At 73.5% G+C, this 20,948-nt stretch carries 19 protein-coding genes; 3 read left to right on the top strand and 16 right to left on the bottom strand.

Features of this window, described 5'->3' with window-relative positions; translation table 11 throughout:
- Positions 1-16: 16 nt before the first annotated feature.
- From ACSP50_RS30485 to ACSP50_RS30420, 14 genes are all read right to left on the bottom strand, one after another.
- Complete coding sequence (locus tag ACSP50_RS30485; RefSeq protein WP_014693153.1) at positions 17-757, bottom strand: GNAT family N-acetyltransferase; 741 nt, start codon at positions 755-757, stop codon at positions 17-19.
- The gene (locus tag ACSP50_RS30480) at positions 754-2,037 is read right to left on the bottom strand and encodes an MFS transporter (protein WP_014693152.1); all 1,284 of its coding nucleotides are present in this window, start codon (positions 2,035-2,037) and stop codon (positions 754-756) included. Before ACSP50_RS30480 ends, ACSP50_RS30485 begins: the two co-directional genes overlap by 4 nt.
- Entirely contained in the window at positions 2,031-3,065 is a 1,035-nt protein-coding gene (locus ACSP50_RS30475) for a histidinol-phosphate transaminase (RefSeq protein ID WP_014693151.1), read from the bottom strand. Before ACSP50_RS30475 ends, ACSP50_RS30480 begins: the two co-directional genes overlap by 7 nt.
- Positions 3,062-3,433 (bottom strand): hypothetical protein, encoded by a 372-nt coding sequence (locus ACSP50_RS30470; protein WP_014693150.1) that lies wholly within the window; start codon positions 3,431-3,433, stop codon positions 3,062-3,064. The genes ACSP50_RS30475 and ACSP50_RS30470 overlap by 4 nt, the downstream gene beginning before the upstream one ends.
- Positions 3,434-3,476: 43 nt before the next feature.
- Positions 3,477-4,517 carry a class I SAM-dependent methyltransferase gene (locus ACSP50_RS30465; protein ID WP_014693149.1) on the bottom strand — a complete coding sequence of 347 codons (1,041 nt, stop codon included), beginning with the start codon at positions 4,515-4,517 and terminating at the stop codon, positions 3,477-3,479.
- The gene (locus ACSP50_RS30460) at positions 4,514-6,061 is read right to left on the bottom strand and encodes a polyketide synthase (protein WP_014693148.1); all 1,548 of its coding nucleotides are present in this window, start codon (positions 6,059-6,061) and stop codon (positions 4,514-4,516) included. Before ACSP50_RS30460 ends, ACSP50_RS30465 begins: the two co-directional genes overlap by 4 nt.
- A 61-nt stretch (positions 6,062-6,122) precedes the next feature.
- Positions 6,123-10,508 (bottom strand): non-ribosomal peptide synthetase, encoded by a 4,386-nt coding sequence (locus ACSP50_RS30455; protein ID WP_014693147.1) that lies wholly within the window; start codon positions 10,506-10,508, stop codon positions 6,123-6,125.
- Positions 10,502-10,771 carry a phosphopantetheine-binding protein gene (locus tag ACSP50_RS30450; RefSeq protein WP_014693146.1) on the bottom strand — a complete coding sequence of 90 codons (270 nt, stop codon included), beginning with the start codon at positions 10,769-10,771 and terminating at the stop codon, positions 10,502-10,504. The genes ACSP50_RS30455 and ACSP50_RS30450 overlap by 7 nt, the downstream gene beginning before the upstream one ends.
- Positions 10,768-12,528 (bottom strand): amino acid adenylation domain-containing protein, encoded by a 1,761-nt coding sequence (locus ACSP50_RS30445; protein ID WP_014693145.1) that lies wholly within the window; start codon positions 12,526-12,528, stop codon positions 10,768-10,770. Before ACSP50_RS30445 ends, ACSP50_RS30450 begins: the two co-directional genes overlap by 4 nt.
- Positions 12,521-13,213 (bottom strand): thioesterase II family protein, encoded by a 693-nt coding sequence (locus ACSP50_RS30440; protein ID WP_014693144.1) that lies wholly within the window; start codon positions 13,211-13,213, stop codon positions 12,521-12,523. The genes ACSP50_RS30445 and ACSP50_RS30440 overlap by 8 nt, the downstream gene beginning before the upstream one ends.
- Positions 13,210-14,523 carry an acetyl-CoA carboxylase biotin carboxylase subunit family protein gene (locus tag ACSP50_RS30435; RefSeq protein WP_014693143.1) on the bottom strand — a complete coding sequence of 438 codons (1,314 nt, stop codon included), beginning with the start codon at positions 14,521-14,523 and terminating at the stop codon, positions 13,210-13,212. The genes ACSP50_RS30440 and ACSP50_RS30435 overlap by 4 nt, the downstream gene beginning before the upstream one ends.
- Positions 14,520-15,044, bottom strand: a complete 525-nt coding sequence (locus ACSP50_RS30430) for a GNAT family N-acetyltransferase (RefSeq protein WP_014693142.1) — start codon at positions 15,042-15,044, stop codon at positions 14,520-14,522. The genes ACSP50_RS30435 and ACSP50_RS30430 overlap by 4 nt, the downstream gene beginning before the upstream one ends.
- Positions 15,041-15,865, bottom strand: coding sequence for a hypothetical protein (locus tag ACSP50_RS30425; protein WP_014693141.1), 825 nt, complete (start codon positions 15,863-15,865; stop codon positions 15,041-15,043). The genes ACSP50_RS30430 and ACSP50_RS30425 overlap by 4 nt, the downstream gene beginning before the upstream one ends.
- On the bottom strand, positions 15,849-17,042 hold the full coding sequence (locus tag ACSP50_RS30420; RefSeq protein ID WP_080128080.1) for a hypothetical protein: 1,194 nt from the start codon (positions 17,040-17,042) through the stop codon (positions 15,849-15,851). The genes ACSP50_RS30425 and ACSP50_RS30420 overlap by 17 nt, the downstream gene beginning before the upstream one ends.
- A gap of 61 nt (positions 17,043-17,103) precedes the next feature.
- Here ACSP50_RS30420 and ACSP50_RS42610 point away from each other — a divergent pair, with 61 nt between their 5' ends.
- Together ACSP50_RS42610 and ACSP50_RS30415 are read left to right on the top strand one after the other, a co-directional pair.
- Positions 17,104-17,322 (top strand): hypothetical protein, encoded by a 219-nt coding sequence (locus tag ACSP50_RS42610; RefSeq protein ID WP_155123679.1) that lies wholly within the window; start codon positions 17,104-17,106, stop codon positions 17,320-17,322.
- Positions 17,309-18,325, top strand: a complete 1,017-nt coding sequence (locus tag ACSP50_RS30415; RefSeq protein WP_014693139.1) for a helix-turn-helix transcriptional regulator — start codon at positions 17,309-17,311, stop codon at positions 18,323-18,325. The genes ACSP50_RS42610 and ACSP50_RS30415 overlap by 14 nt, the downstream gene beginning before the upstream one ends.
- A 15-nt stretch (positions 18,326-18,340) precedes the next feature.
- Here ACSP50_RS30415 and ACSP50_RS30410 read toward each other — a convergent pair whose 3' ends face one another.
- Both ACSP50_RS30410 and ACSP50_RS30405 read right to left on the bottom strand, forming a co-directional pair.
- Positions 18,341-18,634 carry a hypothetical protein gene (locus ACSP50_RS30410; protein WP_014693138.1) on the bottom strand — a complete coding sequence of 98 codons (294 nt, stop codon included), beginning with the start codon at positions 18,632-18,634 and terminating at the stop codon, positions 18,341-18,343.
- Between the two features lie 3 nt (positions 18,635-18,637).
- Positions 18,638-18,832 (bottom strand): hypothetical protein, encoded by a 195-nt coding sequence (locus ACSP50_RS30405; RefSeq protein ID WP_014693137.1) that lies wholly within the window; start codon positions 18,830-18,832, stop codon positions 18,638-18,640.
- 267 nt (positions 18,833-19,099) lie between these two features.
- Here ACSP50_RS30405 and ACSP50_RS30400 point away from each other — a divergent pair, with 267 nt between their 5' ends.
- On the top strand, positions 19,100-20,629 hold the full coding sequence (locus ACSP50_RS30400; RefSeq protein WP_043512479.1) for a GGDEF domain-containing protein: 1,530 nt from the start codon (positions 19,100-19,102) through the stop codon (positions 20,627-20,629).
- The last annotated feature ends 319 nt before the right edge of the window (positions 20,630-20,948 follow it).

Raw genomic sequence — 20,948 nt, 5'->3', positions numbered from 1 at the left:
GCTGTGCGACGTCGTCTCAGTGATCGTAGGTGTCGGCTTCGTCGATGTATCGGATGCCGGAGAGCACCGAAGCCCGCGGCGTCACGGTCAGCACCCCGGCGGCCGCCGGCTCGTCGTCGGCCAGCCCGAACATCGGCAGCGCGGGAGCCAGGCCCTCGATCGTCACCGGCAAGCGGTGGTTGCTGCGCCACGAGTCCCGGTCCAGCCGCAGCCGGTTGCTGTGCACCTGCTCGCCGCGGACCACGTTGGTCTGGACGCCGTCGGCGGCGAAACCGAGCTTCTTGCTGACCGCCAGCGACGGCAGGTTGTTCTGCCGGACCACGGACAGCACGTAGTCGGCGCCGAGACCCTCGAACGCGAGCGCCAGCATGGCGGCGCGCGCCTCGGTGCCGAAGCCCTGACCCTGATAGCGGCGGCCCAGCCACGCGGTGACCAGGGCCTCGCGGCCGTGAGCGAAGTCGCGGGCACCGAGGCTCTGGGTGCCGACCACCGTGCCGTCGTGCACGACCACCAGGTACAGCGTCCAGTCGTCGGCTGTCCAGCTGGCGTTGGCGTGCCACTGCCGCTGCAGCAGCCGCCGGGCGACCACCGTCGGTTCGCCGTCGGTCCACTGCGAGAAGAACGGCATGAACCCGGGCTCGTGGACGCCCTCGGTGGCGCGGTCGGCCAGCGCGTTCAGATCGTCGTTGTCGGGCCAACGCAGCTCCAGCCGGGGCGTACGCAGGCGCAGGTCGGAAAGCGGCCAGTGGTTGATCATGCGAGTTCCATTTCTTCGGTCGGGGTGGAGGGGGAGCGTTCGAAGTCGACGTCGTCGGAGATCCGGCCGCGCAGCACCCAGACCAGGGCGCTGGTGAGCAGGCTGACGGCGATGAGCAGGCCCATCAGGGGCAGGCCGCGGTGCGGTGGCAGCAGCAGGGCGGCCAGGGCCGGGCCGAGCACGCTGCCGGTCGACAGCATCGTGGAGAACAGGGCGTTCGCCCGGCCGCGGACGTGGTCGCCGACCACGTCGTTGAGCAGCGCGCCGAGCACCGGGACGACGAGCACCTCGCCGATCGACAGGCACGTCACCCCGGCCGCGGCGAAGGCGATCGCCGTGGTGCCGGTGTGGGTGCCGGCGGCCAGCACCAGCACCCAGCAGGCGGCGAAGAGCAGGCCGCTGAGCCCGACCAGGGTGGTGCGCCGCACCCGGTGCAGCGCCGGCATGACCACGAACTGGGTCACCACCGCCACCACGATGTTGAGGGTGAAGGCGAACGACAGCCCACCGGCGCCCACCGCGCCGGTGCCGGTCAGGTAGCCGGGCAGGCCGGAGCGGAACTGGCCGTAGCAGACCACCGAGGTCAGCAGCATCACGGCGAGCAGGGCCAGCAGCCGCGGGTCGCGCAGCACGCTCAGGTAGCCGCCGGCCGGTTTCCCGGCGGCCTTTCCCGGCTCGTTCCTGCCGCCGGGCAGCAGGGCGGCGGTGACGGCGGCGGCGAGAAGGAAGGTGAGGCCGTCGATGAGGTACAGGGCGCCGAAGCGGTCGACCGCGGTGCCGAAGTGGGCGACCGTGACCAGGCCGCCGACCGCGACGCCGACCCCGGTCATCGCGTTGAACACGGCGAAGTCGACGGAGAAGGCCAGGGTGCGCTGGGTGCCCTCGGTGACCGCGGCGTACATCGAGCGCAGCACCGTGCCGACGCCGCTGATCCCGATGCCGTAGCCGACCGCGGTGGCCAGGGCGGCGGCCGGGGTGCCGGCCACGGCGTACGCGGCGGTACCCAGGCCGGCGATGACCAGGACCGTCGGCACCACGATCCGGTACGGCAGCCGGTCCAGCAGCGCGCCCCAGATCAGGCCGCCGACCACCGCGGTGCCGGCCTGCACGGCCAGCGTCGCGGCGGGCACCCAGACCGGCAGGCCGCGCACCTCACTGAGGTAGATCCAGAGGAACGGCAGCACCAGACCGCCGCCGAACGAGCTGACCGCGTTGGTCCACAGCAGGATCTTGGCCCGGCCGGGCAGTGCCCGCAGCCGGGTCCAGGTGGCGCTCAGCATGCCGGATCCAGGGTGTCCAGCGCGGTCAGCAGCGCGACGAGCTCGGTCTCGGCGCCGAGCGACACCCGTAGGTATCCGGTGAGACCGAACCGGCCGGCGTCGCGGACCAGGATCCCGTACCGCTGCTCGAGCTCGCGTTCCAGCTCGGCACTGTCGCGGCGGACTGCCACGGCGACGAAGTTGGTCACCGAGGGCAGCGCGGTGCGCCCGGTGTCACGCAGCCGTTCGACGAACCACTCGCGGCGGTCGGCGATCGTTTCCCGTACGTCGTGAAGATGCTTCTGATCGGTCAGCGCCGCGATGGCGGCGGCCTGGCCCACCCGGTTCACCGAGAACGGCATCGTGCCCTGCGCCGAGCGCAACCGGCCGATCAGCTCGGCGGTGCCGACGGCGTACCCGATCCGCACCCCGGCCAGCGCGTACGCCTTGGAGAACGTCCGCAGCGACAGCAGCGGCGCCCCACGGTCGAGATAGTCCCGCACACACGGCGTTCCGGCCGGGGCGAACTCCTGGTACGCCTCGTCCACGATCAGCGGCGTTCCGGTCCGTGCCGCCGCCTCGACCAGCACCTCCCACTCGGCGCCGGTCAGCGCGGTGCCGCTCGGATTGTGCGGGTTGCACACGTAGCCGACCCCGGCGCCGGCGAGCCCGGCCGCGAACGCCGCCACGTCGAGCCGCCCGTCGCGCAGGGCGAGCTCCCGGTGCCCGCGCCCGACCGTGTCCAGGCAGATCCGGTAGCCGGGGAACGTCGCCGCGGTCACCAGGCCGGGCCGGTCGCGGTCACCGATGGTGAGCGTGGACAGCAGCACCAGCTCGTCGCTGCCGTTGGCGACCGCGACCTGCGCGGGGTCGACCTTCGCGTGCTCGGCGAGCGCGCTGGTGAGCTCGACGCGGGCCGGGTCGGGGTAGATGTGCAGGTCGTCCAGGGCGGCATGGGCCGCCGACCGGGCCAGCGGGCTGGGCCCGATCGGGTTCTCGCTCAGGTGCAACCGGATCGGCGCGGCGGCCGACCGGACCGGGGCGCTCACGCGTCCTCACCCAGCAGGACGCCGAAGCAGTAGCTGCCCGGTTCGGCCGCCAGGGTCACGAACCGGTGCTCGGCGCCGGCCGGGATGTACAGCGTCGCCGGCGAGCTCAGCTCATGCTCGTCGCCGTCGAGCAGCACGGAGATCCGCGCCCCGCCCGGGTTCGGCGACACCAGCAGGTAGATCTCCGGCACCGGGTGGGTGTGCGGGTCGGCGACCGGCTTGCCGACCTTGTCGCTGAGCTCCCCACCGGCCAGCTGCACCGGCAGGCCGCCGAACATGTCGGAGGTGAGGTAGAACGGCGCGGGCTGGTGGTGGCCGGCGACGGCTTTGAACAGCGGGAGGTCCGTACGGATCTGGGCGGTTGTCATCGCGGTTGCGGTCCGTTCCTGAAGAAGAGGCGAGGGGGGCGGGTCACTCGGCGTCCAGCACGTAGAGCCACGAGTGCGGGGTGCCGAACGCCTCGACCCGGCGCGGCCGCAGCCCGGCGGCGGCGAACAACGTCTCGTACTCGTCGCGGGTGTGCAGCGGGACACCCATCAGCGCGTGCGCCAGTTCGTACCCGGTCGAGAAGATCGGCAGCGACGACTCGTCCTGGGCGGGCCGCAGCATCGTGTCGGCCAGCACGAACGTCGTCGCCGCGGGGAACGCCTCGCGCATCCGCGGCAGCACCTGGGACCGGCTGGCCGGGTCGGCGAGCAGGTCGTGCATCAGGAAGAAGCTCATCACGGTGTCCACCTCGGCCAGGGCGGCCCGGTGTTCCTGGCGCAGCACGACGTCGAGCACGTTGCACTGGATCGCCTCGACCCGGCCGGTCAGCCCGGCCTGCCCGATGGTCTGCTGGGCCAGCTGGGTGGCGGGGCCGCTGATGTCCAGGCCCAGCCCCCGGGCGCCGGCCCGGTCGCCGAGCACCCGGCAGACCCGGGCCGAGACTCCGCTGCCCAGGTCGGCGAGGACGTCGAAGTTCAGCTCGCCGAGCACGTCGTCGAGGATCCGGGCCATGAACGAGCCGTCGTTCTGCGCCGACCCGGTGGCCACCATCGCCTCGTCACGGTGGATGTCCACGCCGAACCGGCGGTCACCGGCGGTGATCCCGGCGGCGCCGGCGAACACCTCGTTGTAGCCGCCGACCGCCCAGGTGAAGTAGCCACGCATCGCGGCCATCTCGACACCGGCCGGGGTGAGGCGCACGGTATCGGCGTCACCGGTCAGGTAGCCGAACGTGGCGGCGGCGCGCAGCAGCTCCCGGAACATCCGCTCGTCCACGTGCAGGTCGCCGGCGAACGCGGTCACCCGCAGCGGACCCTCGACGAGCCGCGCCCACACGCCGAGCCGGTCCAGGGCGAAGACCACGTTCGCGGCCACGTACCCGTTGAAGACCTGGTCGGCGTCGATCGGGACGGTGGCGGTGCCGTGCCAGTCGGTGGGCAGGGAGCGGGCGGGGGACAGGGTCATGACGGGCTCCTTGTGGTTGCGGTGTCGAGCAGTTCGGCGGCCAGCTGGTGGATGTCCAGGTGGTCGGCGAGTGCCTGGTGCAGCGCCACGACGAGATCGGTGCGATCGTCGTACGGGCGCAGGGCTACGTGCAGCAGGGGCGCGTCGACCGGCTGGAAGGCGTGGTCGGCGGCCTCGGCCCCGGGTGCGGATCGGGTCAACGTGACCAGCGGGTGGGGCATCTCCGCGGCGACCCAGCGGTCGTCACGGCGGCGGAAGACGGTGCGTAGCAGCGGGCGGGCCAACTGGGCGTCGCGCAGCGCGGCGTCCAGGGCGTCCGGGTCGGGTTCCCGCTCCAGCGGGATGCTGAGCTGCACGGTGTGTTCGGCGCTGCTGCTGCCGGCGCGTACCGCGTCGTGGAAGACGAGGCGCTGCTCGCGGGCGGTCAGCGGTCGTTCCCGCCGGGTGGACCCGGACTCGGCGGTCGCGATCTCGGTCAGGTCGGCCAGCACCTGCCGGTCATCCGGTGCCGCCGCGAGCTGGGGCAGCGTCGGCGCGTAGCCCCATCGTGCCGCGATGGCCCGGCGCAGGGTGACCAGGGGGCCGAGCTCGGTCCCGGGCGTCGACGTGCCGAACACCTCGCGCCAGGCGTTGGTGACGGCCTGTGCGGCCGCCGGCCGCGGGTCGGCGTCGGCGGCCCGCTCGAACGGGTAGCCGGGCAGGTGCACCCGGTCGCCGGGAGCGGACAGCACCACGTCGGCGCCCAGGCACCACACTTCGGCCGCCGCGGCGGCGAGCGCGGCCACCTCGTCCTCGCCGGGCAGGACGGCGACGACGATGTCCCCGGCCGGTGACAAGCCGGGCCGCGGGCCGATCTCCACCGACAGCACGTCGGGGGCGGCCGGCTGAGTGTCCGGGCCCGACGGGGAGGGCTCGGCCGTCCCGGGAGCCGGCGAGTGCGGCTCGCCGGCCCAGGCCTGGGCCACCGCGGTGGTGATGTCGAGCTCACCGGCCAGCACCGCGGCGGTGCGGGCGCCGACCCCGGCGCCGGTGCAGGTGTCGGCGGTGACGCCCCACTCCCGCAGCTGCTCGGCGATGGCGTACCCCACGGCGACCGTCACGGCGGCGGCCCGATCGCCGGGGGCGGCCGGGGTGCCGCCGGCCGCCGCGTCGAGCAGCCGGACCGGGGCGCCGAACCGTTCGGTCAGGGCGGCATCCAGGTCGTCGATGACCCGCCGCACCGTGGCGAGCCGGTCGTAGGCGTCCCGCCCGAACCCGTCCCGCGCACCGTCGCCGAAGCGGAACACCAACCGGGGTGCCCGGCCGGCCGGTGCGGCGCCGCGGATCGTCGGGCGCTCGCCGCGCAGGGCCGCGACCGTGCCGTCCCGGTCGCCGGCGACCACCACGCACCGGTACCGGAACGGTTCGCGTCCACGGGACAGGGTGGCGGCCACGTCGTCGAGTGCCACCCGTGGGTGCGCGACCAGGTGGTCCGCGATCCGTTCCCGCAGCCGGGTCAGGGTGGCCGCGCTGCGCGCGGAGAGCGGCAGGAACCTGATGCTCATGCTGTCACCTGCGCCGCGTCGTGGTGAGGCCGTGCGTGGGTGACGGAGCTGACCGTCTCGCTCATGCGGTTTCTCCCGCCGGTACGAACTGCTGGACGATGACGTGTGCGTTGGTGCCACCGACACCGAACGAGCTGACCCCGGCGGTCCGCGGCCGGTCGTGCCGGGGCCAGTCCCGCCCGGTGGGCAGCACGGTGAACCGGTCGCCGTGCCGGCGCAGCTCGTCGATCGGTTCGCTGACGTGCGGGGTGGCCGGCAGGAAACCCTCCCGGACCGCGAGCACCGTCTTGATCAGGCCGGCCACTCCGGCAGCGGTGTTGGTGTGCCCGATCGACGCCTTGGCCGAGCCGACCGCCACCGGTGGCCCGTCCGCGCCGAGCGCCTCGGTCAGCGCGGCCACCTCGATGGTGTCGCCGAGCCGCGTGCCGGTCCCGTGACCCTCCACGTAGTCGATGTCGGCGCCGCTCAGGCCCGCGGACGTCAGGGCCTGCCGGATCACCCGGGCCTGCCCGTCGACCCCGGGCGCGGTGTAACCGACCTTGGCCCGGCCGTCGTTGTTCACCGCACTGCCGCGGATGACCGCGTGGATCGGGTCGCCGTCGCGGATCGCGTCGCCGAGCCGGCGCAGCAGCACCGCTCCGGCCCCGTCCGCGCCGACCGTGCCGCTGGCCAGCTGGTCGAACGGGCGGCAGAAGCCGTCCCGGGCGTACAGGTGGCCGGGCACGTAGGTGTAGCTGCCGTCCGCCGGGTGACTGACCGAGACGCCGCCGGCGAGGGCGTAGTCGCTGGCGCCGCGGCGCAGGCTCTCGCAGGCCAGGTGCACGGCCACCAACGAGGTGGAGCACGCGGTGTCCAGCAGCAGGCTCTCGCCGAACAGATCGAACCAGTAGGAGAACCGGCTCGGCATGAACGTGGCGTCGCTGCCGACCACCTCGTCGGCCCGGGTCGACTCGTCGCGGTCCGGCAGGGCGCGGGGGCCGGGGCCGGTCGCACGTCCGGCGTACAGGCTGGTGCGCTGGTGGATGTCGGCCATGCGCAGCGCGGCGTTCTCGACCGCGCCCCACAGGCACTCGTAGAGGATGCCGTGCTGCGGGTCCATCGTGGCGGCCTGCTCGGGGTCGAAGCCGAACAGCCCGGCGTCGAAGCCCAGACCGTCGGCGAGCATGCCCCAGCGGGCTACCCGGCGGCGGCCGTCGGCGTACTCGTGGGCGACCGGGTCGGCGGCGTTGGGCAGGCAGTCGCGGCCGGCCACCAGGTTCCGCCAGAACGCGTCGAGGTCGGGGGTGCCGGCGAACCGGCAGGCCATGCCGACCACGGCGATGTCGTCACCGGGGTCGGTCACGGCGACCGCGGCGGCCGTCGTGGCCGGGGCGTCGCCGATCAGCAGCCGGGTCTGCGCGGTCACCGTGGTGGCCCGGAACAGGTCGGCGATGGTCGGCCTGGCCGCGGTGTGCCGGTGCAGCGCGGCGGCGAGCTGTACGACAAGCAGCGAGTGACCGCCGACGTCGAAGAAGTTGTCGTCGTCGCGGAACCCGTCGGTGCCGAGCACCTCGGCCCACGCCGCCCGGACCGGAGCCGTCACACCACCGGTGAGCCGGCGTCCGGTGCGCGCGGGCGCGGGCGCCGGCGCGGGTCCGTCGGACGGCGCCGGGAGCCGGGCCCGATCGATCTTGCCGTTCGGTTTCAGCGGCAGCCGCTCGATCGGCACCAGATGCCGTGGTACGGCGAACCCGGGCAGCCGCGCCCGCAGGTGCTGGCGCAGCCCCGCCAGCTCGTCCGGGTCGGTCAGCACCGCGTACCCGACGATCTCCTTGTCGCCGCGGGGGCCGACCCGGCAGGTCACGAACGCCGACTCGACCGCGTCGTGGGCGAGCAGCGCGGCCTCCACCTCGCCGAGCTCGATCCGCTGGCTGCGGATCTTGACCTGGTTGTCGGTGCGCCCGATGAACTCCAGCTCACCGGTGGCGTCCCAGCGGACCCGGTCGCCGGTGCGGTACAGCCTGGCGTCCGGCCGCGGGTCGAACGGGTCGGCGACGAACTTCTCCGCGGAGCGTGCCGGGTCGCCGAGGTAGCCGTCCGCCACACCGGTCCCGCCGAGCACCAACTCGCCGGGAACCCCGGGCGGGGTCGGCCGCAGAGTGCCCTCGAACACCACGTACGCGCTGGTGCCCGGCACCGGCCGGCCGATCGGGACGCTGCGGGCGCCCTCGGCCACCGCGGCGATCGGGTGCCAGGTCGAGGTGAACGAGTTCTCGGTCGGCCCGTAGCTGTGCAGCAGTGTGCCCGGCCCGCACCAGCGCAGCGCCCGCCGGATGTGCGGCACGGAGATCAGCTCTCCGCCGAAGTAGACCCGGCGCAGCGACTGCAGCAGGTCCGGTGCGTCCTCGATGATCCGGTTGAGCAGGGGAGTGGTGACCAGCAGGGTGGTGACACCGTGCTCGCGCAGCGCGGTGCGCAACGCACGCGGGTCGAGGACCAGCTCCTTGTCCAGCACGACCAGGCGGGCGCCGTGCGCCAGGGCACCCCAGATCTCGTACGTGGCGCCGTCGAAGTTCAGCGGCGACAGGTGACTGAGGACGTCGTCGGCGCCGAGCGGCAGGAACTCGGGCCGGCCGACCAGCCGCGCGACACCCGCGTGCGGCAGCACCACGCCCTTGGGGCGGCCGGTGGAGCCGGAGGTGTAGAGCACATTGAGCGTGGTGGCGCCGTCGATCGGCACCTGCGGCGGGTGTGCCGGCAGGCCGGCGGCGGCGGCCAGGACGTCGCTCAGGTCGTACACCGTGGTGGGGAGACCGTGGCAGCGGTCTCGCTGCGCGGGGTCGGCCAGCAGCAGCACCGGCGCCGCGTCGGCGACCACCAGCTCCAGCTGGGCGTCCGGGTAGGCCGGGTCGAGCGGCAGGTACGCGGCACCGGCCAGCGAGCAGGCCAGCATGGCCACGACCGTGTCGACGCCGGCCGGCAGCAGCAGCGCGACGATGTCGCCGGGCCGGACCGCCTGCCCGGTCAGCCAGTGCGCGAGAGCGCCGGCTCGGGCCACCAGGTCGCCGTAGCTCAGCGACGTGGCGCCGTGCTGGACGGCGATCGCACCGGGGCGGCGTGCCGCGTGCTCCAGCACCCGGTGCGGCACCAGCACCGACGCGTCCGCATCGGACAGTTCGGCGCCGTGCTGATGCTCGTGCGGGCGCCGTTCGGCCAGCACCGTGAGCAGGTCCAGGCAGCTTCGGTCGGGGTCGGCGGCGGCCGCGCCGAGCAGCGCGCACAGCTGGTCGCCGAGTTCACCGATGCTGGCGGCGGTGTAGACGGCCGCGTCGTAGTCGAGGCGCAGCACGGTCTCGTCGGACCCCTCCGCGACGGCCAGGGCCAGGTCGTACTTGGCGGATTCCAGCTCGTGCTCGACGATGCGCAGCTCAGTTCCGCCGACCGTCCAGTGCCGCTGGCCACGGCCCTGATAAGCGAAAACGGTCCGCAGCTCCGGGGCGCCGACGGCCGCGCGCAGCGCCTCGGTGTCCACCTCGGAGGCGAACAGCGAGTCGAGCACCTGCCCGCTCAGGTCGGTCAGCACCGCGCGGAACGGGCGCTGCGCTTCGAACCGGCTGCGCACCGGCAGGACCCGGGTGAACAGGCCGATCTCGGCGTGTGTCGCCGGGTCCAGCCGGCCGGCGAACGGCATGCCCAGCACGCCGTCGGGTTCACCGCTCCAGGCGTGCAGCAGCAGCGTCCACACGCCGAGCGCCGCGACCGCGGCCGAGACCTGCCCGCGCTCGGCGAGCCCGGCCAGGCCGGCGCGGCCGCTCGCGTCGAGGGTCCAGGTGCGGTGGGCGGCCGGGCCGGGCCCGTCGCCGGTGCGGACCAGGTCGGGGATCGGGGCGAGCGGCCCGCACTCGTCGTCGAGCAGCTGCTGCCAGTAGCGGGCGTCGGCCTCCGAGGCGGCCGGGACCGTGGGTTCCGGCATCGGGGACACGGCACCGGCGCCGCCGGTACGGGCCTGGTAGAACCGTACGAAATCCTCGGCCAGCACCCCGCACGACCAGCCGTCGGTCACCAGGTGGTGTGCGGTCAGCACCAGTAACGCGGCGTCGTCGGCCCGCAGCAGGTCGGCCCGCAGCAGCGGCGCCTCGGTGAGGTCGAACGGCCGCGCACCGGCCTCGGCTGCCCAGGCCAGGGCCGGTTCCGGCCGGTACGGGCCGGGGCGGTGCTCCTCGCGCAGCGCCACCGTGACCGCGTCGGGGAAGTACTGGCGCAGCTCGCCGTCGTCGGCGCGGAACGCGCTGCGCAGCTGCGGGTGGCGGGCGAGCAGGTCGGCCAGCGCGCCGTGCAGCGCGTCGGCGTCGAGCGGCCCGTTGATCAGCAGGTCGATCGGGACGTTGAACCGGCCGGACTCGGGTTCACGCTGCACCGCCAGCCACAGGTGGGACTGCTCGGCGGTGGCCGGGCGCCCGGTCAGCACGGTGTCCCGCTGCCGCTGGGCACGAGGGCGCGCACCGCGCTGGTCAGCTCCGTGACGCTCTGGTTGTCGAAGAGCAGCCGCAGCGGGAGCGGGGCGCCGAGGGTGGTCCGCAGCCGGCCCATCATCGCGATGGCGAGCAGGGAGTGCCCTCCGGCGGCGAAGAAGTTCGGGTCACCGGTGACGTCGTCGTGCCCGAGGGTGGTGGCCCACTCCCGGCGGATCGTGGCGGCCAGGTCCGTGTCGGAGATGGCAGGTGTGGTCATGACGCGATTTCCCTCGGAGCTGGGGCCGTGGCGGCCAGGTGGCCGGCGAGACGGCGTACGGTCGGGTTCTCGTACAGGGCCCGGACGGTGACGCCCGGGAAGTCGCCGGCGCGCAGCGCGCCGGCCAGCCGGGCGAGCAGCAGCGAGTTGCCGCCGGCGTCGAAGAAGTTGTCGTCCGGGCGCAGGGCGGGGGTGAGCACCGACCGGCAGGCCGACAGCAGGCCGTCGGCGGGACCGTCGTCGGCGCCGGTGGCCCCGGTGCGGTGCGGTTCCGGCAGCGCGCCCGGGTCGAGCTTGCCGTTGGCTGTCAGCGGCAGCGCCGGCACGGCGGTGACCGTGGCCGGCACCATGTAGTCGGGCAGCATCCGGGCCGCCCGCCGCCGGATCGCGGCGAGCTGCTCCGGGCCGGTGCCGGCGGTCAGCACCAGGTACGCGTCGAGACGGGCGTCCCCGCCCGGCCCGGTCCGCGGCACCACGGCGGCGGCGACCACGACCGGGTCCTCCAGCAGCACAGCCCGGATCTCGTCCGGTTCGATCCGGTGCCCGCGCAGCTGCACCTGAGCGTCGGTGCGGCCGAGGTGTTCGAGCCGCCCGTCGGACAGCAGCCGGCCCCGGTCCCCGCTGAGGTACCAGCGTCGGCCCGTGTCCGGATCGGTCACGAAACGCTGTGCGGTCAGCTCCGGCCGGCCCAGGTATCCGGTGGCGAGGCCCGCGCCGGCCACCGCGATCTCACCGATCTCACCGCGCGGCAGCGGCTGACCGGCCGGGCCGACGATCCGGACCGCCCAGCCGGCGATCGGCCTGCCGACACTGCGCGAGCCGGTCCGTACCTGCTCGTGGCCGATGGTCTCCGCGGTCACGTGCACGGTGGTCTCGGTGATGCCGAACATGTTGACCAGCCGGCACCGCTGCGGTGGGTACCGGTCCAGCCACGGGCGCAGCGCGCGGGTGTCCAGCGGTTCCCCGCCGAAGATCACCAGACGCAGCGGCAGCGGTGCGGCGTCGTGGCGCTCCAGCTCCAGCAGCCCGGCGAACGCGGACGGCGTCTGGCTGAGCACGGTCACCGCCTGCTCGGCGAGCAGCCGCCGGAAGTCCTCGGGCGTGCGGCGGGTCCAGCGGGGCACGACCACGAGGCGGCCGCCGGTCAGCAGGCACCCGAAGATCTCCCAGACCGAGAAGTCGAACGCGGCGGAGTGGAACCAGGTCCAGGTGTCGCCGGCGTGCAGGGCGAAGTCCTCGCGGACCGCGTCGATCAGCGCGACGACGTTGTGGTGCGGCACCACGACGCCCTTGGGACGCCCGGTGGAGCCGGAGGTGTAGATGACGTACGCGGTGCCGGCCGGTCCGGTGCCGACGGTACCGTCCACCGCCGTCAGAGCGGACCAGGCGAGCACCGTGCCGACGGCGGGCAGCCGGGCGGCGCCGTACTCGTCCGCGATCACGTGGGTCAGCCCGGCGTCCTCGATCACGTAGGCGAGCCGGCCGGCCGGATGGTCGGGGTCGAGCGGCACGTAGGCGGCGCCGGCCTTGAGTACCGCGAGCAGCGCCACCGGTAGGTCGACGCCGCGGTCCAGGCAGACACCGACCCGGTCACCGGCCCGGACCCCGGCCGCGAGCAGGGCCGCCGCCGCCCGGTCACTGTGCGCGTCGACCTGGGCGTACGTCAGCGCGGTGCCGCCGTCGTGGAGGGCGATCGCGGCCGGGTCGCCGGCGACCACCCGCCGGAACCGTTCGTGGATCAGATCCGGTTCACCCACGGGACCGCTCCACCAGGGCGAGCACCACGGGGGCGGCGTCGACCAGGTACATGTGGCCGCCGGGCAGCTCCGCGCCGATGAACCGGCCGTCGGTCACCTCGGACCAGCGGGCCGCGTCGGTCGCCGTGACCAGGTCGTCGGCGGCGCCGCGGAGTGCCACGACCGGCACGGCGAGCCGGGGCAGCGGGGCGGGTCGGTACTGCTCCTGACAGGTGACGTCGGCGCGCAGCGCGGGCAGCAGCAACTCGCGCAGTTCCGGGTCGTCCAGGGCCGGGTGCCGGTAGCCGGCGATCCGGCGTACCCCGGCCACGAACTCGTCGTCGGGCAGGCCGGTGATCGCGGGCCGGGTGCCGGTGCCCGGTGCGGCGGCGCCGCTGACGATCAGGGTCAGCCCGGTGCGGCCGGCCGCGGTGAGGGCGCGTACCACCTCGTAGGCCACCGACGCGCCGAAGCTGTGCCCGAAGAAGACCACCTCGGGGCGGTCCGCGGTCTGGTCGAGGATGCCCGGTACGAGGTCGTCGACCAGCGCGGTCATCGCGGTGAGCGGCGGCTCGGCGAACCGCTTCTCCCGGCCGGGCAGCTCGACGCCGTGCACGTCGAGGCCGGGCCGTACGCCGCGCCAGTCGTGGTAGAAGCCGGCGCCGGCGCCCGCGGGCGGGAAACAGAGCAGGGGTACGGGAGTCATGAGGCCATTTCCAGGTCGGTCGCCGGACGGCGGTAGCGGTAGCGGTTGCCGGCCGCCAGCACCTCGCACACCCGCAGGTACGACGTGTGCAGGTCGGTCACGGTCGCGGCGGCGAGCCACACGGTCTGCACCCGGCCGAGCGTGCCGGTGCGGTAGTCGACCGCCTCGCCGGGCATGACCCCGGTGTCGACGCGGGAGACGCCGGGCACCGCGCGCAGCTCGGCCAGGTCGGCGGCCTGTTCCAGACGCACCGCGTCCGGTGGCGGCTGGACGACCAGGACCAGGGCGTACCCCGTGGGATCGCGGTGGTCCCCGGCGGTGGTGTCGCCGACAGCGGCGCGCAGGGCCAGACGAACCGGGTCCTCGCCGTTGACCCGGCCGAGCAGGCCGGCGACGAAGCCGCCGAGCCGGCCGTTGACCTCGATCACCCGCGGCCCGTCCGGAGTCAGCTTGATCTCGGTGTGTGTCACGCCGTGCTCGACGCCGAGCGCGGCCAGCGCCGCCCCGGCCAGCGCCAGGACGCGGTCCAGCAGGTCGGCCGGCAGCTGTGTCGGGGAGACCATGCCGGTCTCGCGCAGCGGCCAGGTCAGCGGCAGCCGGTCGGTGACCGCGAAGTGCCGGTACCGGCCTGCGCCGAGCGCCACGCTCTCGACCGACACGTAGTCGCCGAGCCAGCCGCCGCCCGGGTGGGCGCCGTCGCGCAGCCGTTCCTCGAGCTGCCACGTGCCGGCGGCGCCGAAGCCGAACGCGTCACCGGCGATGGCCGGCAGGTTGAGGTCCTCCCCGGCGCGCCGGCATGCCAGGTGCAGCGACGCCAGGTCGTCGACCGGCGTGACGTGCGCGCTGGCGTTGCCGACCACCGGCTTGAGCACTGCCGGGAAACCGACGTGGGCGACGGCGGCGGTCAGCGACGCCGGGTCGTCGAACGTGGCGCAGCGCATCGTCTCGACCCCGGCGGCGCGGAGCCGGTGGCGTTGTACGTCCTTGCGCAGCAGTGCCTCAGCGGTGACCGGGTCGTGGTACGGCAGATCGAGCGCCTGCGCCACCGCCGCGACCCGGGGCAGCAGGTCGTCGCTGAACGCGACCAGGCCGGTGACGCCGTACCGGCGCAGGGCCGTGGCCAGGGCGTCGGGGTCGAGGTCGCGGACGTCGACGTAGTGGGCCAGGCTGGTCAGGGCGGCCACCTCGGCCGGTCCCCACGGCCGGTTACCGGTGTTGACGACGACCAGCTCGCACCAGCCCTCGGCGACGTCGAGCAGGTCGGCGAGCCCGGCCGACCCGGCCGCCGCGAAGTAGGCGACGGTGGTCACGCCGACGTCGCCGGTCGCGTCCGCAGGTAGCGGTGCTCGCCGTCCTGCACGCCGGTGTAGGTGAAGCCGGCCCGGGTCAGCACCCGCTGCGACGGGGTGTGGTCCGGCTCGGTGCCGGCCTGCAACTCCCGGACGTCCGGCTGGGTGAACGCCCACTGTGCCAGCGACCGCAGCGACTCGGACACCAGGCCCCGGCCGCGGAAGGCCGGCACGATGCCGTAGCCGATCTCCGCGGCGCCGTCGGTGTCCGGGGCGCCGTGGAAGCCGATGTCGCCGACCACCTGGCCGGACTCGCGCTCGATGATCTGGTACATGCCGAAGCCGGGCCGGTGCAGGCCGGCCGCGGCTGCCCGCAGGAACGCGCCACCGGCGGCCAGGGTGCCGTCGAGGGGATAGCCCGGCGCCCACGACTGCCCGGCGGGCGCCCGCCCGCCGACGACCTCCGCGGCCTCGGCGGCGGACAGTTCGCGAAGCCGCAGGCGGGCAGACTCGATGGTGTTCGCGGGGGTCGGGTCGGTCATGGGGTGTCCTCTCGGGTCATCCGGTGGAAAACGGTGGTGCTGTGCTGCCAGAGGAGCGGGAACATGGGGCTGGCTGCCATCCGCTCGAGGTCGCTGATGGACCTGCCGCGCAGGCTGCTGGGTTTGTCCGCGTCGCCGGGGTCGGTCTCGGCCTGCGGCTGGCCGCCGAGCAGCAGCCAGACCATGTTCAGGTGGACCTGCTTCCACTCCAGGATCCGGGCGTCGAAGCGGTGCAGCCCGATCATCACGTCGGCCAGCAGCAACGGCCCGGTGTCGCCGGTGTACCGGGGTTCGGCGGCCGCGGACAGCGCGTCTAGGTCCAGCCCGGCGCGGGCCAGTGCCCCCTCGAACGCGGTCCACACCGCCCGCGACGCCCGGCGCAGATTGCGGGCTCCCGGCGAGTCGAGCCCGGTGGTGTTGGGCGGGAACGCGGCCCGCATGGCGAGCAGGCTCAGCTGCGGCAGCGAGTCGCTGAGCAGCCGGATCGCCTGCACCGGCAGCACACCCAGCCCGGTGGCCCGGTCGAGCAGCCGGGCGGCCGGCACCGGACGGTCGTCGTCGAGCGCCGCGGCCAGGTCGCACAGCACCTGGTGGATGGCGACCCAGCTGTACTCGGTGACCAGGTGCAGCACCTGGAAGAACCGGTGGTCGGGATGGTGCAGCTCGGCCTCCGGCACCAGCGCGGCCAGCGCGGTGGTCAGGCGGGTGTCCTGTTCGTAGTTGCTGCCCCGGTCGTACTCGTAGCGCAGCAGTGGATCGGGCTGGGCCGGGTTGAGCAGCCGCTGGGCCTCGCCCGGCCGCCCGTCACGCGACGTGCGCACCACTCACCTCCGCGGCGGTCACCGTCAGGTCCACGCCGAGACCCCAGAACAACCGGTTGTCCAGGCAGTCCTTCAGGTACGGGACCCCGGCGGTGTAGCCGGAACCGGTCGCGTCGCCGAGCATCCGGGTGGCCAGGCTGTGATGGGTCGACTTCCACCGCTGGTGGGCCCGTTCCAGCCGGGTCAGCCCGGCGTCGACGGCGAGCTGCTCACCGGTGCCGAACCGGCGGTCCCGGCGCGCGTCCAGGTATGCCCGGGTGATCGTGTCCGGCCCGCGCCGGGCCTGGTCGAGTACGTCCGGCACGTTGCCGAACGCCGGTGACATCAGCCGCTCGTCGCGGGGCGTGCCGCAGGTCAGCTCGAAGCGCTTGTAATGCTCGGACTGGATCGCGCTGGCCCCTTCGGTGAAGTCCCGGAAGTGCCGGAACGCGTCCGGGTCCATGGTGGCCAGCAGGGTGAACAGCAGCCCGGCGCGCTCCAGCGCGGTGGCGGCGTCGTCGAGATGTGCACAGGTGGCGCCCGCGTCGGCGGCGCGCAGCCCGGTCAGCGCGTGCCCGGCCGACCCGACCAGTCCCGTGAAGATCGTCTCGTAGCTCTGCAGCACCCGGATGAACAGGTACTCGTCGTGCAGCACGTGCACGGGGTGAACCGTCATGGCCAACCGTTCCCGGACCAGCGGGCAGGGGCTGACCGGCAGCGAGGCCAGCAGCTCGTCGGCCTGCTCCGGCGCTGCCGGGTCGAGGTGCCGGGCGGCCGGGACCCGGTCGCTGTGCCGGTCCAGGTGGCCGAGGCCGTGGTGCAACCGCTTCTTGACGGTCCGCAGCGGCGGGCGGCCGTGGGGCAGCAGGTCGTGGCGCCCGTGCAGCGCCTCCAGCTCGAAACGCATCACGTCGGCGATCAGCAGGCCGGCCAGGTCACGGGCGCTGAGCACCGCGTCCGGCCCGTCGACCAGGCCGCGCAGCACCGGCAACGACAGATAGGTCGCATACCGGTACGTGCCGTCGTGTTTGTCGAGCAGGCAGTCGAGGAAGCGCAGCCGCACCCCGCCGCCGGCCCGGCAGAACTGCCGGGTCCGGTCCAGCTCTTCGATCAGCGGTGCGGCCAGGTGATGCTTCCCGGTACGCTGGACGTGCTGGGTGACGACTTCATACGGGAACTCCGCGGGCTGACCGGTCACGCGGCTCGTCCGCCACGAGCGAAGCCGGCGGACGACGTCGGCAGAGCTGGGATCGAGCCAGGTGGAACAGGTCACGACCGACCTCCTTTCAGTCTTGGCAGTTCGTCCGGCGCGGCAGTTCGCCGCCGGTATGGAGATCGTCTCGTCGGTGGCCGCCGCTCGACAGTGGGCTGTTCCGGCCAGCGGCGGCGGTGTCCCGATGTGGCCGCCGCCCGGCGACCAGCACCACCAACGCAAAGTGGATCAATACGTGTATTTTCCTACGCGTGATCCGAAGTGAAGACAGCCTTCTGGGGCTCGACCCGGTGGCCGGTGCCGTCTACCGGACGCTCCTGGCGAACCCCGATGCACGGCTCCACCAGCTCGGTACGACCGTGGGCATCACCGATGAGCAGGCGCGCGACGCGCTGGACCGGCTCGCCGAGTTGGCCCTCGTGCGACGCTCGGAGGACGACGACCAAGCCCTGCCGCTGCTGAACGACCCGCCGGCCGCGCTGTCCACACTGCTGGCCCGCCAGCAGGTGCGGATGGCCGAGCAGCAGCTGGAGTTCGAGCGCAACAAGGCCGCGGTCGCCGAACTGCTCGCGGCGAGCAGCGCAGCCGGCGCTGACCTGGAGCCCAACGAGGTCGAGCGGGTGCTGGGCCTGGACGCGATCCGCCGGCGGATCAGTGAGCTGGCCAGCTGCTGCCGCGAAGAGGTGTGGACCTTCAACCCGGACGGGGCGCAGTCGGCGCAGAACCGCAGCAGCGCGCGGCCGATCAACGAGCAGACCCTGCAGCGTGGGGTGCAGATGCGGTCGATCTACCTGGACAGCATTCGCAACGACCAGCCGACCTTCGACCACGTGCAGGATCTGATCGACCTGGGTGCGGAGGTGCGGACCACCTCGACGCTGCCGATCCGGATGACGATCGTGGACCGGACCACCGCGGTCGTGCCCATCGACGACCGCAGCAGCGGCCGGGGTGCGTTGATCATTACGGGCCGGGGGATGGTGGCCGGTCTGGCCGCACTGTTCGTCTCGACCTGGCAGGCGGCCCGCCCGCTGGCACACCGTAAGACCCGCGAGCCGGGCCAGCCGAGCGAGCAGGAACGCGCGGCGCTGCGCCTGTGGGCGCAGGGCGCGACCGATGCGAGTGTCGCCCGTACGCTCGGGGTCTCCCCACGGACCGTGCGCCGGATGAGCGAGAACCTGGCCGAGCGGCTGCGGGCCAAGAGCCGGTTCGAGGCGGGCGCGCGGGCCATGGAAGTGGGCTGGCTGACCGCCGCCGACTTCATCTGAGGGGCCGGACCGGCCCTACAACGATCCGGCGACCGCCGACGGCAACGGCACGATCTCCGCCAGCACGATCGTCGGGTCGGATCCCACGACGGAGGCGATGGCCTGCCGCACCCGTTCCACGACGGTGTGCTCCGGGTCATCGGCCGGCGAGCCGTCGAGAAACATCCCGATCACTCGCCAGCCGTCGCGTTCGCCGAGCCAGAGGTGCACGATGCCGGCCTCGGGCAGGCGCCGCTCGAGCACCTGGGCCACCCGGTCACGCGTCAGTTCACCGTGAGCGGGGAAGGCCCAGGCCGCGATCAGATACATGGGTTACTGCCAGCCCCAGTCGCCGGTGACGGTCAGGCCGGCCCGGAGCACCTGCCAGCCCCAGTCGCCGGTGAGCTTCATGCCGGCGCCGAGCACCTGCCAGCCCCAGTCGCCGGTGAGCTTCACGCCCGCGCCGAGCACCTGCCAGCCCCAGTCGTCGCTGACCATCGACGCGACGACGACACGAATGAGTTCCATGCTTTTTCTCCCCGGCTTGTGTGTCACCGAGTCTGTGGCCGCCGTCCGACGCCGGGTAGCGGTCTGTTGAGGACATGGCCGTTTTCGACCTGCCGCCCCCGCGCCGGCCGCCCCGGGCCCGGCGCGCTGCGGTGACCCCCCGGACATCGCGAGAGAAGCGCTCCGTCAGGCCGGCGCCGGGGATCAGGGTGTGCGGTCGCCCTCCGACATCGGCGGAGGCGACCCGGACACCGTAAGCCGGCGCCGCATCCGGTCGATAAGACCGGTGTGGCACAGGTGCAACAGCTCGTCGGCATACCGATGTCCCGGGTCGCCGCGCGGGTGGGCGCCGCGACGATAGTTCTCACTGCGACGGTGGCGGTCGTCACCGCCGTCGCGGCCCTGCTCGGCCCCGGCGTCCCGATCGGCCGGGACAGCTCGTTGTACGTCCTGTACACCCTGTCCGTCATGCTCGCGAGCGCCGCCTGCCTGTGCAGAGCCGTGGTGACCCGTCTGGAACGCCCGGCCTGGATCCTGCTCGGCGCCGCGCTCCTGCTGTGGGCCTGCGGAAACGTCTACGCCCAGGTCTGGCTGCGGCACCTGGACAGCTACCCGCTGTTGAGCTGGGGCGACGCTGCCTGGCTGTCCTGGTATCCGCTTGTCGGCGCTGCCCTGATCATGCTCATGCGCACCCGGATCTCCGCAGTGCCCCGCAACCTGTGGTTCGACGGCGTCATGGTCGGCTGCGCCAGCGGAGCCGTGTACGCCGTCGTGGTCTTCGGCGGACGGTCGACCGCTACGAAAGGTTGGATCGACCTGCTCGCCGGGTTCGCCTATCCCACCGGTGACATCGTGCTGCTGGCCATGGTCACCAGCGTGCTGATCGTTCACGGCTGGCGACTGCACGGGGGATGGGGCTGGCTGGTGGTCGGCCTCGCCGGAAGCACCGTGATCGACGGCGGATACCTGGCCGAGCAGGTCTCGGACCGGCTCCTCTACGGCACCTGGCCGGTGGTGGCGTTCGCGTTGGCCCGTTCGGCCTGGCAGCCCATGCCCCGGGTGGAGCAGGTGAAACTCACCGGTCGGCGGATGTTCGCCGCGCCGGCCCTGTGCGCGCTCGTGGTGCTGGCCGTCCTGCTGCACGCGGTGTATGCCCACACCAACCCGGTCGCGGTGTCTCTGGTGACGGTCAGTTACCTCACGCTGATGGCCCGGGTAGGTCTTCTCTTCGCCGACGTGCGACGCGCGCAGACGTTGCTGGAAGCGGCACACGCGGCGGCCGATCAGCTGTCCCGCACCGACCCGCTGACCGGTCTCGCGAACCGGAGGGCCGTCGGCGCCGTTTTCGACCAGACGCGCGGAAGCGGGCACGGCGTGGGTGTCCTGCTGGTCGACATCGACCACTTCAAGCAGGTCAACGACCGGTACGGCCATGAGGCCGGCGATGCCGTCATCGTCGCGGTGACCGGCCGGATGACCCGCGCGGTTCGCCGCGGGGATGTGGTCGGCCGCTGGGGCGGCGAAGAGTTCTGCGCCCTGCTCGACGCCATCCCGGATCTGGAAGTGCTGCGCCAGGTGGCGGAGAAGGTTCGCACCGCGGTGTGCGGCGAGCCGGTGCTGCTGCCGGACGGCCACCGTGTCGACGTGACCGTGTCGGTCGGCGCCATCCTGATCGATGACCTGACCCCCCTCGACTTCGCCATCAGCGCCGCCGACGAACGGCTCTACGCCGCCAAGAACGCCGGCCGCAACCGGGTGCGCGCCAGTGTCGCGGCGCCGTACGACGCCCCGGCGTCGCAGGCGAACTCACCGGCGTAAGCGCGCGCGTCTCCACGAGTACTGTGCTCGCGCCGGCGCTATCGGGGCGACCCGGAAGCGTCCTCCCAGCGAATGCGTGCCCGCGGCTGCCAGCCGTGGTGTCGCGCCGGTCAGCCGCCCTTTCCTCGGACGGTCACTGTCCGGCGGCCGGGACTCGACCGGCGCTGCCGCTTGCCGGAGAGCCGGCGGTCCGCTCGAAGATCAGCGGAGGATGCGGGCAACGTTTTCGATCTTGCGGCGCACTACAGGCTGAGCGCTCGCTCCGGCGCGATGGCGTTTCCTGCCATCCCGCCCGAAGTCCTACCGTGAGGAACCTGTC

Origin of the sequence: Actinoplanes sp. SE50/110 (assembly GCF_900119315.1) — a bacterium.
In the GTDB taxonomy this organism is placed as follows: Bacteria; Actinomycetota; Actinomycetes; order Mycobacteriales; family Micromonosporaceae; genus Actinoplanes.
This window is presented reverse-complemented; position numbering and strand designations above follow the sequence as displayed.

Excerpts from the sequence above, each read along its gene's own strand:
- ACSP50_RS30485 (WP_014693153.1), bottom strand. The coding sequence starts at position 757 with ATGATCAACCACTGGCCGCTTTCCGACCTGCGCCTGCGTACGCCCCGG.
- ACSP50_RS30480 (WP_014693152.1), bottom strand. The coding sequence starts at position 2,037 with ATGCTGAGCGCCACCTGGACCCGGCTGCGGGCACTGCCCGGCCGGGCC.
- ACSP50_RS30470 (WP_014693150.1), bottom strand. The coding sequence starts at position 3,433 with ATGACAACCGCCCAGATCCGTACGGACCTCCCGCTGTTCAAAGCCGTC.
- ACSP50_RS30465 (WP_014693149.1), bottom strand. The coding sequence starts at position 4,517 with ATGACCCTGTCCCCCGCCCGCTCCCTGCCCACCGACTGGCACGGCACC.
- ACSP50_RS30460 (WP_014693148.1), bottom strand. The coding sequence starts at position 6,061 with ATGAGCATCAGGTTCCTGCCGCTCTCCGCGCGCAGCGCGGCCACCCTG.
- ACSP50_RS30450 (WP_014693146.1), bottom strand. The coding sequence starts at position 10,771 with ATGACCACACCTGCCATCTCCGACACGGACCTGGCCGCCACGATCCGC.
- ACSP50_RS30440 (WP_014693144.1), bottom strand. The coding sequence starts at position 13,213 with ATGACTCCCGTACCCCTGCTCTGTTTCCCGCCCGCGGGCGCCGGCGCC.
- ACSP50_RS30430 (WP_014693142.1), bottom strand. The coding sequence starts at position 15,044 with ATGACCGACCCGACCCCCGCGAACACCATCGAGTCTGCCCGCCTGCGG.
- ACSP50_RS30410 (WP_014693138.1), bottom strand. The coding sequence starts at position 18,634 with ATGTATCTGATCGCGGCCTGGGCCTTCCCCGCTCACGGTGAACTGACG.
- ACSP50_RS30405 (WP_014693137.1), bottom strand. The coding sequence starts at position 18,832 with ATGGAACTCATTCGTGTCGTCGTCGCGTCGATGGTCAGCGACGACTGG.